This window comes from Escherichia sp. KTE172, from assembly GCF_000408845.1.
Lineage (GTDB): Bacteria > Pseudomonadota > Gammaproteobacteria > Enterobacterales > Enterobacteriaceae > Escherichia > Escherichia coli.
The window spans coordinates 2302122-2314985 of record NZ_KE137316.1 but is presented as its reverse complement, the minus strand read 5'-3'; the positions used below and the strand labels follow the sequence as shown (position 1 = coordinate 2314985).

The window sequence follows — 12864 nt, the reverse complement described above, 5'->3', positions numbered from 1 at the left end:
TGAAGCGCCGTTTGCTTTTCCATACCTGCTAAGGATTTATCATGACCGCGTATTGGCTGGCCCAGGGCGTGGGTGTCATCGCCTTTCTGATCGGTATCACAACATTTTTCAATCGTGACGAACGTCGCTTCAAAAAGCAGCTTTCGGTCTATAGCGCCGTTATTGGCGTACATTTTTTTCTTCTGGGCACCTATCCCGCTGGTGCCAGTGCCATCCTTAATGCCATTCGTACGCTGATTACTTTACGCACGCGCAGCTTATGGGTAATGGCGATTTTTATTGTGCTGACTGGCGGAATTGGCCTCGCGAAGTTCCATCATCCTGTCGAACTACTGCCGGTAATCGGCACGATTGTCAGTACCTGGGCGCTGTTCCGCTGTAAAGGGCTGACCATGCGCTGCGTAATGTGGTTTTCAACGTGTTGCTGGGTGATTCACAACTTCTGTGCGGGGTCGATAGGCGGCACGATGATTGAGGGGAGTTTTCTGCTGATGAATGGTCTGAATATCATTCGTTTCTGGCGGATGCAGAAAAGGGGAATTGATCCGTTTAAAGTAGAGAAAACCCCTTCCGCCGTAGACGAAAGGGGTTAAACAATTAATTACGCAGGGCGCTATTTGCCAGACGATCGTCTTCTGCCTGGCAAGCTGCCGCAGTGAACAGCACGTCAGTTGAAGAGTTCAGCGCGGTTTCGCAAGAGTCCTGCAATACGCCGATGATAAAGCCGACGGCAACCACCTGCATGGCGATATCGTTCGAAATACCGAACATATTACAGGCCAGTGGGATCAGCAGCAGAGAACCCCCCGCCACGCCGGATGCGCCACAGGCACACAGAGAAGCCACTACGCTCAACAGCAGCGCTGTGGGCAGATCGACCGGAATACCCAGCGTATTAACCGCAGCCAGCGTCAACACGGTAATGGTGATTGCTGCGCCCGCCATATTGATGGTGGCACCCAGCGGAATAGAAACGGAATAGGTATCGCGATCCAGATTCAGCTTTTCACACAGCGCCATATTCACCGGAATGTTCGCCGCAGAGCTGCGGGTGAAGAAGGCGTACACGCCGCTTTCGCGCAGGCACAGCAGCACCAGCGGGAACGGGTTACGACGAATTTTCCACCACACCAGCAAGGGGTTAACCACCAGCGCCACCAGCAGCATACAGCCAACCAGCACGACCAGCAGTTGCGCGTAGCCCCACAGTGTGGAGAAACCGGTGGTTGCCAGGGTAGAAGAAACCAGACCAAAAATACCGATCGGTGCGAAGCGAATGACCAGTTTCACCATAAAGGTGACGGCATTCGACATATCGTTGACCAGGTTTTTGGTGGTCTCGTTACCGTGACGCAGTGCGAAACCGAGGCCAATTGCCCACACCAGAATCCCGATGTAGTTACCTTTCAGCAGCGCGTCGATGGGGTTGGAAACCATGCTCATTACCAGCCCGCGCATCACTTCGACAATGCCTGACGGCGGCGAAATATCACCCGCGCTACTGGACAAGTGCAGGGTAGAAGGGAAGGCAAAGCTGAAGACTACTGCGGCCAGAGCAGCAGAGAAGGTGCCCAGTAGATAGAGGAACAAAATAGGACGGATATTGGTTTTCTGCCCGTGCTGGTGGTTAGCAATAGACGCCATTACCAGCATCAACACCAGGATGGGGGCAACGGCTTTCAGTGCGCCGACGAACAAAGTACCTAACAGACCAACAGCTTCCGCCGCGGGTTTTGAGATCCATGCCAGAAGAATCCCCAGAACAAGGCCGACCAGGATTTGTTTTACCAGGCTGCCATGAGCCAGACGCCGGAATAGCCCCGGTGAACGTTGCGTAGTCATTTTTCGATCCTTTCATTGTGTTGTCGCACATCCCTGGTGCGTTCTGTCGACGCATCTTTCAGGATGTAACAAAGTGTTTGCAAGGTCGAGTATAAGGAAAGTTACAGCTTCGGGAAGCGAAAAATGCTGGATTTTAAAGAGAGGTCATATTTTGCAACTTCATGGTTACATTTATTTGACATAAACAGAGGGAAGGACTGGCTACTAAGGCTGATTAGATAACATATGGGCAAAACTATTTGGAATATGAGAACGGTTGCGCTCCTTTAATGTGCTATGCCATATAAAGTCAATGCCGCAGGGAGCGCGCAGGGGGCGGCCAATCGCCGCCGCCCCCTGCACCCCCAGGCTCTGGCGAACAAAATCGCCGCTGCGCGGTTCCCTCAGCTTATCCCTTGCGGCTACCGGGTCGGGCGCAAGGGAACGTCCCTGTAAGATGCGCCCTCGCCGCGCATCCATGCGCGTCGCCCCGGCCTCCAGGGAACGCTTCGGCGATTTTGACGCCACCAACACCCGTGCGGTCTTTTTGTAAAGAGCTATAAGCCGATTACATAATTAATAGCTCACCTTTGTCTGGAATGAGTTATCTCTAGTAATGGCTTAATATACAGCGAATCATTCTCCCCGCTGCTTATCATGCCGATAATTCACCCAGGCGTTGATAATAAACGTCATCACCAGAATGCCAAACACCACGCCCAGCGAGACGGCGATTGGAATATGGTAGAAGTCGACAATCAGCATCTTGATACCGATAAACACCAGAATCACCGCCAGGCCATATTTGAGCATCGAGAAACGTTCTGCTACGCCCGCCAGCAGGAAATACATCGCACGCAGGCCGAGGATCGCAAACAGGTTTGAGGTCAGCACAATGAACGGGTCAGTGGTCACGGCGAAGATAGCCGGAATGCTATCCACGGCGAAAATCACGTCGCTCAATTCCACCAGAATCAGCACCAGCATCAGCGGCGTGGCATACAGCAAGCCATTCTTACGCACAAAGAAATGCTCGTTGTCGATGGTGTCGGTCATGCGCAAATGACCGCGTAGCCAGCGCACCAGCGGCTTGTCGCCAATGCCTGATTCATCTTCATGGGCCAGCGCCATCTTCACGCCGGTAAACAGCAGGAAGGCACCGAAGATATACAGGATCCAGTCGAACTGCGAAATCAGCCAGCTGCCAGTGAAGATCATGATGGTACGCAGAACAATCGCCCCGAGCACGCCATACACCAGCACGCGCCGTTGTAACGCCGCCGGAACAGAGAAATAGCTGAACAACATCAGCCAGACAAAGACGTTATCGACCGCCAGCGATTTCTCAATCAGATAACCCGTGAGAAAGGCCAGTGCCTGTGGATCGGCAACGGCGCGACCTTCGGTTTGCACCAGATACCACCAGAAAGCGGCGTTAAACAGTAACGACAGCGTCACCCAGACCAGCGACCAGGCCGCAGCCTGTTTCATGGTCATGCCATGTGCCCCACGACGCCCCTGCAACAACAGGTCGATAGCCAGCATAATGGCGACAACAACAGCGAATCCGCCCCATAGCAACGGCGTGCCGACAGTATTCATAGAAGTTCCTTACACATAAAAAAACGGCCAACGTCGGAAGACGTCAGCCGCTGCTTTTTATGCATAGACCTCGCCTTCCGGCAAGGTCTCACTTACAACAAAAAAGGAATACGTCTGCGTATTCCTTTCGGGTTGCCCGGTGACCGGATGTGGTTTTTCACACATCGTAATGACGATCGACCGGCAATGAAGTTACTCCCCTTTGCAGGTAACAAAGTATGACAGACCATTCAGTCAGTCAATGGTCTGTTACATGCCTTTTACACTGCTTTACTTTGGCAATTATAGTTTTACGCTATCTGCCGGAAAAATCACCCCAGTCTGGCGGCGGATCTCGGTCAGCAGTTTGGCGGTGATGCGACTGACCGCCAGCCCTGGATGATCCACCAGATGTTCATCCACCAGTTCAGCAAACAGCTCTGCTTCGTAGAGCATGGTATTAATATGCTGCGGTTGGGTGAGATCCTGCATCTGGCTGCCACGCGGAACAAAGCAAACTTTCTGGCATTCAGACAGTTTTTCAATCACCAGCGATCCTGCTTCGCCCTGAATCTCGCTTGCCAGGACAGAATCGCTCACTTTTGAGTGCTGCAACGTAACGCTGAAATCACCGTAATCCATCACCACCACGCCGTGGGCATCCACACCGCTTGCCAGCAAACTGGCGGTTGCCTGCACGCTTTTCGGTTCACCGAATAATGCCACCGCCGACGCCAGGCAGTAAAAGCCGATATCCATAATTGAACCGTTAGAGAATGCCGGATTAAAGGTGTTGGGATTCTCACCATCCAGGTAACGTTGATACCGCGAGGAATACTGGCAATAGTTGAAAAAGACTTTACGCAGTTTGCCGACTTTCGGCAGTGCCTGGCGTAACAGATGAAAGTTCGGCAGGCTGGCGGTTTTAAATGCCTCAAACAGCACCACCTGATTTTCCCGCGCACAGGCAATGGCGGCATCCACTTCCGCCAGATTCGATGCCAGCGGCTTCTCGCAAATCACATGAATTTTGTGGCTAAGGAAAAGTTGTGTCTGGGAAAAGTGCAGGGCATTCGGGCTGGCAATATACACCGCGTCAATGGCATCGCTTTCTGCCATCGCTTCCAGCGACGTAAACAGATGCTCGACAGAAAAATCATTGGCAAAGTGCTGGGCCTGTTCAAGGCTGCGGGAATATACGGCGGTTAACTTGTATTTACCGCTCTCATGGGCGGCCTCGACGAACTGGCGAGTGATCCAGTTCGTACCAATCACAGCGAAACGTATCATAACGCGTGGATACTCCATAAAGGGATTCTGCCGTCAATGTAGCACGCCTTTTTCATCTTCGACGTGCGCAGATACGCATTATTTCTGCGCCGGACAGCCATGCTCACTAAACGGCCCAATCATGACCGATGGCCCGAGATATTTCGGCTGGCGATGGAGGATTTTGGCGTCAATCACCGCGCTGACTCTGGCGAGTTTCTCCCGTAACTGAGTATAAAAACCGTGCTTCATATTGAGGTCTGGCGCGTTAAAGCCGATAGCGTCGATGCCGTACTGTTTTGCCAGCCAGATGGCGCGTTGGTTATGAAATTCTTGCGAAATAATGGTGATATGGTTTTCACCAAACACCTTTTTGGCACGCACCACGGAATCAAGCGTTGAGAATCCGGCATAGTCGCAGAAGATCACTTTCGCCGGTACGCCTTTAGCGATCAAAGCCTGCTGCATACCTGAGGCTTCATCGTAATTTTTACGTCCGTTATCGCCACTTACCAGTAGCCATTTCACTTTTCCGGCGTGGTACAACGCTGCTGCGGTATCAATACGTCGGGTAAAGTAGCGATTACCCGGCCTCGCCCCCAGCAATAAACCCACGTTACGCGCCGGAACTGCGTTGACATCGCTCCAGGTCAGCTGCTTGCTGGTGTTGACCATAACGCGATCGGCAATAAAAATGGTCGCTCCTGCTATAAGCAACAATAAACAGCCAATCTTAAGAGTCCGGCGAGAAAAACAAATACGGAGAAGAAGGCGGGGCTGCATGGTCGTTATCCTTAACGAAAGGGGGGAGGTCGATTTTAGGCGCTATAGGAAGAAAAGATAACGCCTGACATCATTTTCAGATTTTGTCCTGCCCAAGCGACAACTGCGTTAGCCACAGCCGGGTGTCGAACTCAAGCTGGTGGTACTGCGGCTCCATATGGCAGCACAATTGATAGAACGCTTTGTTATGCTCTTTCTCCTTCAGGTGCGCCAACTCGTGCACCACGATCATGCGCAAAAACGGTTCCGGCGCGTTGCGAAACACGGTAGCGACGCGGATCTCCGCCTTTGCTTTCAGCTTGCCGCCCTGCACACGCGAAACAGCGGTATGTAACCCGAGCGCGTTTTTCAGCACATGGATCTTGTTGTCATACATCACTTTAGTGATCGGCGGGGCATTGCGCAGAAACTGATTTTTAAGATCCTGAGTATATTGCCAGAGGGCTTTATCGGTGGAGTAGTCGTGTGTTCCCGGATAGCGTTTTGCCAGCACATCGCCCAGACGCTGTTCGTTAATCAGCGTTCGCACCTGGGAAAGTAGGTGCTCGGGATAACCCTGAAGATAAGTAAGATTGCTCATAACCGCCCACGAAAAAGAGAAAAAGGGTATACTCACGCACCCTTTTCAGGGGCAACGTCGAAATTTTATCATTCAGGAGGGCCGATGAGCCACTTAGACAACGGTTTCCGTTCACTGACACTACAACGTTTTCCGGCGACGGATGACGTTAACCCACTACAGGCGTGGGAAGCGGCGGATGAATATTTGCTGCAACAGTTGGACGACACAGAAATCCGCGGCCCGGTGTTGATCCTGAATGATGCCTTTGGTGCGTTAAGTTGTGCGCTGGCGGAACATAAGCCATACAGCATTGGCGACTCATACATCAGCGAACTGGCGACGCGCGAGAATTTACGCCTCAACGGGATTGATGAGTCGAGCGTGAAGTTTCTCGACAGCACCGCTGACTACCCGCAACAGCCGGGAGTGGTGCTGATCAAAGTACCGAAAACACTGGCATTGTTGGAACAGCAACTGCGCGCGCTGCGCAAAGTGGTCACGCCAGATACGCGCATTATTGCCGGTACCAAAGCCCGTGACATTCACACTTCCACCCTGGAACTGTTCGAAAAAGTGCTCGGCCCGACCACCACCACGCTGGCATGGAAGAAGGCACGCTTAATTAACTGTACTTTCAACGAGCCGCCGCTGGCCGATGCGCCGCAGACCGTTAGCTGGAAACTGGAAGGTACTGACTGGACTATCCACAACCATGCGAATGTCTTCTCCCGCACCGGGCTGGATATTGGCGCGCGCTTCTTTATGCAGCATCTGCCAGAGAATCTCGAAGGTGAGATTGTCGATCTCGGTTGTGGTAATGGCGTTATTGGTCTGACGCTGCTTGATAAAAACCCGCAGGCGAAAGTGGTGTTTGTCGATGAATCGCCGATGGCGGTTGCTTCCAGCCGTTTGAACGTTGAAACCAACATGCCAGAGGCGTTGGATCGCTGCGAGTTTATGATCAACAACGCGCTCTCCGGCGTGGAGCCTTTCCGCTTTAATGCTGTGCTCTGCAACCCGCCGTTTCATCAGCAACATGCGCTGACCGATAACGTCGCCTGGGAGATGTTCCACCACGCCCGCCGCTGTCTGAAAATCAACGGCGAGCTGTATATCGTTGCCAACCGTCACCTGGATTACTTCCATAAACTGAAGAAGATTTTCGGCAACTGCACCACCATCGCCACGAATAATAAATTTGTGGTGCTGAAAGCAGTGAAGCTGGGGCGTCGTCGGTAAGATTGGCAGCTACCTGCCAGATAAGGCGTAAACGCCTTATCTGGCATACGTTCAGCACATTACCCCCAGGTCGGATAAGACGCGGCAAGCGTCGCATCCGGCAATGTCTGCCCAGTTCTGGAATCGCGTTTCCATAAAACAAAAAATCCCTGTCACCATCCTCTACATTCTCTTGTTTAGCATTTTTCTACGTTTATTCTTCCGTCACACAGATAAATTCATTCGTTGCCAATCTGTCAACGGATGTTATCATATTGCCAATTTGTCAACGGACGTGATGAAGAATGCACCTGATAACTCAAAAAGCATTGAAAGATGCTGCGGAAAAATACCCGCAACATAAAACGGAGTTGGTGGCTCTGGGGAACACGATTGCTAAGGGATATTTCAAAAAACCTGAATCATTAAAAGCAGTATTCCCATCTCTGGATAACTTCAAATATCTGGATAAGCATTATGTTTTCAATGTCGGGGGCAATGAATTACGTGTTGTAGCAATGGTCTTTTTTGAATCGCAAAAGTGCTACATACGTGAAGTTATGACGCATAAAGAATACGATTTCTTTACCGCCGTTCATCGTACTAAGGGGAAAAAATGATTGCGATTGCCGACATCTTGCAAGCAGGAGAAAAGCTAACTGCTGTGGCACCTTTTCTGGCGGGTATTCAGAACGAGGAACAATACGCCCAGGCGCTGGAACTGGTCGATCATCTGCTGCTCAACGATCCTGAAAATCCCTTGCTGGATCTGGTGTGTGCCAAAATAACCGCGTGGGAAGAATCAGCGCCCGAATTTGCTGAATTTAATGCCATGGCTCAAGCCATGCCTGGCGGTATAGCCGTGATTCGTACCCTTATGGATCAATATGGTTTAACCCTTTCCGATCTTCCGGAAATTGGCAGTAAATCCATGGTGTCACGCGTTTTGAGCGGGAAGAGGAAATTAACGCTGGAACACGCTAAAAAACTGGCAACGCGATTCGGCATTTCTCCCGCCTTGTTTATTGATTAACGCGACGTGCCGGATGCGTCGCATCCGGCGCTTCAAATAACGATTTAAATCTCCAGCGCCAGCCGTGTTCCCTGGGCAATTGCCCGTCGTGCGTCCAGCTCCATAGCTACATCGCAGCCGCCAATTAAATGCACAGTTTTCCCGCCATCAATCAGCGGTTGCGCCAGCGCGCGGTTTGGCTCTTGCCCTGCGCAGATCACCACATTGTCCACTGCTAATACCTGCGGTTCGCCGTTGATCACCACATGCAGCCCGTCATCGTCAATCTTCTGATAACTTACGCCTGGGATCATTTTCACACCCCGCGAGAGCAGGGTGGTGCGATGGATCCAGCCGGTGGTTTTGCCTAACCCCTGTCCCGGTTTGCTGGCTTTGCGCTGGAGCATCACAATCTGCCGTGGGCTACGCGGGATCTGCATTCCCTGCGGGCTTAAGCCACCAGCCTGTTGCAGGCTGCTGTCGATCCCCCACTCATTACAGAACTCGGCAATGTTCTGGCTGGTGGACTCACCCGGCTGACTTAAAAACATCGCCGTATCAAAACCAATCCCGCCACAACCGATGATTGCTACCTTTTTGCCCACAGGCGCTTTGTCGCGCAGTACGTCGAGATAACTCAACACCTTCGGATGATCGATTCCGTCGATAGGTGGAATGCGCGGTACGATCCCGCTAGCGAGGATCGTTTCATCGAACGACTGTAACTGATCCGCCGTCACGGTGTGATTGAGTTTCAGCGTCACGCCTGTTACTTCGATCATCCGGCGGTAATAGCGCAGCGTTTCGTAAAACTCCTCTTTGCCAGGGATCTGTTTGGCGATATTAAACTGACCGCCGATCTCACTGTGAGCATCAAACAACGTTACCTGATGACCACGTGCCGCCGCGTTAATGGCAAACGCCAGCCCAGCCGGACCAGCGCCGACCACCGCCAGATTTTTTTTCTGCACGGCGGGAAGGATCGGCATTTTGGTTTCGTGGCAGGCGCGAGGATTCACCAGGCACGAGGTGACTTTGCCAACGAAGATCTGATCGAGGCAGGCTTGATTGCAGCCAATACAGGTGTTGATCTCATCGGCTCGCCCCGATTGCGCTTTTGACAGCAGTTCCGCATCAGCAAGAAACGGTCGCGCCATCGATACCATATCGGCATCACCGCGCGAGAGAATGTCGTCGGCAACCTGCGGATCGTTAATCCGGTTGGTGGTCACCAGCGGCAGCGAGACGTGGCTTTTCAGTTTGCGCGTGACCCAGCTAAAGGCACCGCGCGGCACGGGCGTGGCAATGGTCGGAATACGTGCTTCATGCCAGCCAATGCCGGTGTTGATAATGGTCGCGCCCGCCGCTTCAATGGCCTGCGCCAGCCCTACCGTTTCTGCAAAAGTACCGCCGCCTTCTACCAGGTCGAGCATCGACAGACGGTAGATAATAATGAAGTCATTGCCGACGCGTTCGCGCACTGCTCGCACCACTTCAACTGCAAAGCGCATCCGGTTGCGGTAATCGCCGCCCCACTGGTCGCTACGCTGGTTGGTGCGCAGGGTCAGAAACTCGTTGATCAAATACCCTTCGGAACCCATCACTTCTACGCCGTCGTATCCGGCCTCCCGCGCCAGTTGCGCGCAGCGGGCGAAATTGTCGATCAGTTGCAGGATCTCTTCATGGCTTAACTCATGGGGAACGAAACGGTTGATGGGAGCCTGCAATGCGGAAGGAGCGACCAGATGCGGTTGGTAGCTGTAGCGCCCGGTATGCAAAATTTGCAGGGCGATTTTGCCGCCTTCCTGATGTACGGCTTCGGTTATGGTGCGATGGTGCGGGATCTGGCTTGCGTCATTGAGCATTGCGCCGCCTTCCATGCCAACGCCTGTTAAATCTGGTGCAATACCGCCGCTGACAATCAACGCCACGCCGTGACGGGCGCGTTCAGCATAAAACGCTGCCAGCCGTTCAGCGCCGTCCGGGTATTCCTCCAGTCCCGTGTGCATTGAACCCATCAGTACTCGGTTTTTTAACGTGGTGAAGCCTAAATCCAGCGGGGCGAACAGCGACGGGTAGCTCATAAAATTGTCCAGTATGTAAAATAATTGTTATGTGGTCGGATGAGTTCTAATTTAGCCGTCGCCGGAGAAAAGGGAAAAGGGGAGTGTGGGGTTTGTGATGGGATTCAAAAAGAATACGCCTGTTCGTCATGCCGGACGGCGGTAATACAGTCGTCCGGCATCGGGAAAAATTACTGCTTACGGAAAAAATCGTTATACAACATATACAAATGCGCGGCGCTCCAGGAGAAATTTGGTGCGCCTTGCTGCGCGCCAGTGAGCGGGTTGTAATTTTCCTGAATCGGGCCGTCGGCGGTTAACCCTTTGGCGTGCCGGAAGAACGTATCCGCCAGTTTCAGGGCATCATCACGATAACCGTAACGCTCCATCCCTTTCAGACCAAACCAGAACTGATCCACCCATACGCGCCCGCGCCAGTAGATATCAGCGCCAAAAGCCGGATTGGTTAACGCCGCCGTTCCCAGCGGAACAAAGGTGTTGAACTCTTTAGGATCGAGCATCACCTTCACCACCGCGTCGGCGTTGGCCTGCGTTGCCGCACCGTTAAACAGCGGTGACCAGCCTTCTGGCCCTTTACCGCGCTCGACAATCGGTTTGCCCGCGCAGCCGTTCGGCAGCGGTTTATCTTCAATGCGCACGTCATAGTAGAACTGGGTAGTCGGGTCGAACATACAGGTGTTGATGTAGTCCGCGAGCTGCTGTGCCAACTGGCGATAGCGTTTGGCCTCTTCCGGCTTACCGAGTATGGTTGCCATCTCCGCCAGATAATGGTTATCGCTGTACATATAGCTGGCCTGATCCACCGACTCCTGCAATAGCGAGTACCCCAGCAACGTTCCGTCCTGACTGCGGTTTTCGGCGAATTTCACCGTCCAGTCGCTACGTTTGCCGCCATTAGCGACATATTTATCCAGCTGTTCTTTGTCGATAAACCCAAAGACGGCGGCGTCATCACGACCTGATTCCCACGACGCAGCAACCTGTGCCGGAATTTCCAGACTGTCGTACTGGCCTTTCTCCACCACACGGGCGTAGTTGTTCAGCCCAGACTGCGTCTCTTCTTTGTCGCCTTTTTTCACCGTAAACAGCATCTCGCCGCTCTCGGTGTTGTGGGCTTTGTCGCGGGTCGCACCATATTCCGGCACGCCGTTGCCGTTGTGATCGCGATTACGTAACCACCAGTCGTGATAGGCCACCAGCTTCGGGTACATCTCTGCCAACCAGGCTTTATCCTGGGTGACGTTATACACTTCCATTACTGACCAGGCGGCAAGGCTGGGTTTGGTATTACGTTCGTTCCAGTTGCCGCCATCGCCGCCACGCTCGGGGCTAAGGTTCCACGCTATCAGGTCGGGGACAAAGCCCACATCCTGCGGACGCACGCTGTCGCCAGGCTGGATCTGCCAGGAGAAGACCGCGCGGATATTCTCTTTGGCGATGTCCGGATTGAAATGCGCCATCGCAAACGCCTGCTTCCAGGTATCCCACGGCCAGGTCTGGTTGCCGGAGAACCAGCGTCCGGTCACCGACGGCGTGACGGTGTTATATTTCACCGCCCCGCCCGGCGAGCGCCAGTTACCGTTGAGCGTTTCGATCGCTTTCACCGCGACGCGCGTCTGTTCCGGCGTCGCATCCGGATTGGTTAACCCTTTCTTCAGATACTCTTCCCAGCGTTGCTGCGAGGCGGTGAGATAAAACGCCGGACGCGCCAGAATATCGCGGATCTGCATTTGCTCTTTGCTAACTTCCTGAGCGGTCAGCAGGTGGGAGTAGGTGGTATAGAGCGTGGTCGAACCGTTGATATGCGCCTTACTGGTAAAGCGATTGCCGTTGATTTCAGTCTGCACCGGCAGGGATTTATGCACCTGATATTCCGATTCGCCGGAGGTCAGCAGATCCCAGGTGGCGCGCACTTTGCCAAAGGTGACTTTCAGGCCATCACGGGTGGCGCTGATTTTGCGCTGGTAGTCAGGGTATTCGCCAGCAATGGTTTTATCGGAAAGCGGTTTCCCTTCTTTCGCTTCCAGTTTTTCCAGCAGTTCGCCGTCCCACACCAGATCCAGCGGTTTATTGCTGATGATTTTAGTTTCCAGTAGTGACGTGCGTGGCGTGGCGAAGCGAAGAGTCATTTCAACCTGTACATCTTTTGCTGTCAGTTTTTGCACCAGCGCGCCGGGAATACTGTATGCCTCCAGCGTGAAGTCGACTTTCTTACCGTCCTGCCAGACGGTCAGGCGGTCGAAATTGCTGGCCATAAAGTTGATGTACTCTTCCGTCAGCAGCGCAACGCCCGGAAAACCGCCCATGGTATTCGGGCCGTCTGGCAACAGATGACCATGCCAGGCTCCGAGATCGAAAAACGGATTAAAACGCTGGTGATCGTCGTAATCGTAATCCTTCATGTACTGCGGTGCGCCAGTACGGTTAATCACGTTTTTATAATTGTCAGCATTAGCGGCATGGGCGGAAAAGCTCATCAGCAGAGCACAGGCTACTGGCGTTAAAATAGTTTTTATTTTCATGAGATTACTGTC

Annotated in this window: 11 protein-coding genes; 4 read left to right on the top strand and 7 right to left on the bottom strand. The window is 52.9% G+C overall.

What is annotated here, in order from left to right; all coding sequences use genetic code 11:
* The first annotated feature begins 41 nt into the window (after nt 1–41).
* On the top strand, nt 42–593 hold the full coding sequence (locus tag G434_RS12860) for a YgjV family protein (protein WP_016239089.1): 552 nt from the start codon (nt 42–44) through the stop codon (nt 591–593).
* A 4-nt stretch (nt 594–597) separates the two neighbouring features.
* On the opposite strand, the gene sstT is transcribed toward G434_RS12860, so the two are convergent.
* From sstT to G434_RS12885, 5 genes are all read right to left on the bottom strand, one after another.
* Nucleotides 598–1842: a serine/threonine transporter SstT gene (gene sstT / locus G434_RS12865; protein WP_000211655.1), complete on the bottom strand. Its 1245-nt coding sequence runs from the start codon at nt 1840–1842 to the stop codon at nt 598–600.
* A 615-nt stretch (nt 1843–2457) separates the two neighbouring features.
* Entirely contained in the window at nt 2458–3423 is a 966-nt protein-coding gene (alx, locus tag G434_RS12870) for a TerC family membrane protein Alx (RefSeq protein WP_001098823.1), read from the bottom strand.
* 282 nt (nt 3424–3705) lie between these two features.
* Complete coding sequence (locus tag G434_RS12875) at nt 3706–4692, bottom strand: Gfo/Idh/MocA family protein (protein ID WP_001377074.1); 987 nt, start codon at nt 4690–4692, stop codon at nt 3706–3708.
* A 78-nt stretch (nt 4693–4770) separates the two neighbouring features.
* Nucleotides 4771–5454 carry a SanA/YdcF family protein gene (locus G434_RS12880; RefSeq protein WP_001183054.1) on the bottom strand — a complete coding sequence of 228 codons (684 nt, stop codon included), beginning with the start codon at nt 5452–5454 and terminating at the stop codon, nt 4771–4773.
* Nucleotides 5455–5530: 76 nt separating this feature from the next.
* Nucleotides 5531–6034 carry a M48 metallopeptidase family protein gene (locus G434_RS12885; RefSeq protein WP_001309773.1) on the bottom strand — a complete coding sequence of 168 codons (504 nt, stop codon included), beginning with the start codon at nt 6032–6034 and terminating at the stop codon, nt 5531–5533.
* Nucleotides 6035–6118: 84 nt separating this feature from the next.
* Between G434_RS12885 and rlmG the strand changes: the two genes are divergently transcribed.
* The 3 genes from rlmG (at nt 6119) to higA (ending at nt 8267) form a co-directional block, all read left to right on the top strand.
* Nucleotides 6119–7255, top strand: a complete 1137-nt coding sequence (rlmG, locus tag G434_RS12890; RefSeq protein ID WP_000018677.1) for a 23S rRNA (guanine(1835)-N(2))-methyltransferase RlmG — start codon at nt 6119–6121, stop codon at nt 7253–7255.
* A 284-nt stretch (nt 7256–7539) separates the two neighbouring features.
* The gene (higB, locus tag G434_RS12895; protein ID WP_000550189.1) at nt 7540–7854 is read left to right on the top strand and encodes a type II toxin-antitoxin system toxin HigB; all 315 of its coding nucleotides are present in this window, start codon (nt 7540–7542) and stop codon (nt 7852–7854) included.
* The gene (gene higA / locus G434_RS12900; protein ID WP_000560253.1) at nt 7851–8267 is read left to right on the top strand and encodes a type II toxin-antitoxin system antitoxin HigA; all 417 of its coding nucleotides are present in this window, start codon (nt 7851–7853) and stop codon (nt 8265–8267) included. Before higB ends, higA begins: the two co-directional genes overlap by 4 nt.
* Before the next feature lie 44 nt (nt 8268–8311).
* Here the strand turns inward: higA and fadH are convergent, their stop codons facing one another.
* The gene (fadH, locus tag G434_RS12905; protein ID WP_000121438.1) at nt 8312–10330 is read right to left on the bottom strand and encodes an NADPH-dependent 2,4-dienoyl-CoA reductase; all 2019 of its coding nucleotides are present in this window, start codon (nt 10328–10330) and stop codon (nt 8312–8314) included.
* 170 nt (nt 10331–10500) lie between these two features.
* A complete protein-coding gene (ygjK, locus tag G434_RS12910) occupies nt 10501–12852 on the bottom strand; it encodes an alpha-glucosidase (protein ID WP_000695439.1) in 2352 nt (783 codons plus the stop codon).
* Between the last annotated feature and the right edge of the window lie 12 nt (nt 12853–12864).

What these genes read in the sequence shown, in the direction of transcription:
- G434_RS12860 (WP_016239089.1), top strand. Translation starts at nt 42, where the DNA reads ATGACCGCGTATTGGCTGGCCCAGGGCGTGGGTGTCATCGCCTTTCTG.
- sstT (WP_000211655.1), bottom strand. Translation starts at nt 1,842, where the DNA reads ATGACTACGCAACGTTCACCGGGGCTATTCCGGCGTCTGGCTCATGGC.
- alx (WP_001098823.1), bottom strand. Translation starts at nt 3,423, where the DNA reads ATGAATACTGTCGGCACGCCGTTGCTATGGGGCGGATTCGCTGTTGTT.
- G434_RS12875 (WP_001377074.1), bottom strand. Translation starts at nt 4,692, where the DNA reads ATGATACGTTTCGCTGTGATTGGTACGAACTGGATCACTCGCCAGTTC.
- G434_RS12880 (WP_001183054.1), bottom strand. Translation starts at nt 5,454, where the DNA reads ATGCAGCCCCGCCTTCTTCTCCGTATTTGTTTTTCTCGCCGGACTCTT.
- G434_RS12885 (WP_001309773.1), bottom strand. Translation starts at nt 6,034, where the DNA reads ATGAGCAATCTTACTTATCTTCAGGGTTATCCCGAGCACCTACTTTCC.
- rlmG (WP_000018677.1), top strand. Translation starts at nt 6,119, where the DNA reads ATGAGCCACTTAGACAACGGTTTCCGTTCACTGACACTACAACGTTTT.
- higB (WP_000550189.1), top strand. Translation starts at nt 7,540, where the DNA reads ATGCACCTGATAACTCAAAAAGCATTGAAAGATGCTGCGGAAAAATAC.
- higA (WP_000560253.1), top strand. Translation starts at nt 7,851, where the DNA reads ATGATTGCGATTGCCGACATCTTGCAAGCAGGAGAAAAGCTAACTGCT.
- fadH (WP_000121438.1), bottom strand. Translation starts at nt 10,330, where the DNA reads ATGAGCTACCCGTCGCTGTTCGCCCCGCTGGATTTAGGCTTCACCACG.
- ygjK (WP_000695439.1), bottom strand. Translation starts at nt 12,852, where the DNA reads ATGAAAATAAAAACTATTTTAACGCCAGTAGCCTGTGCTCTGCTGATG.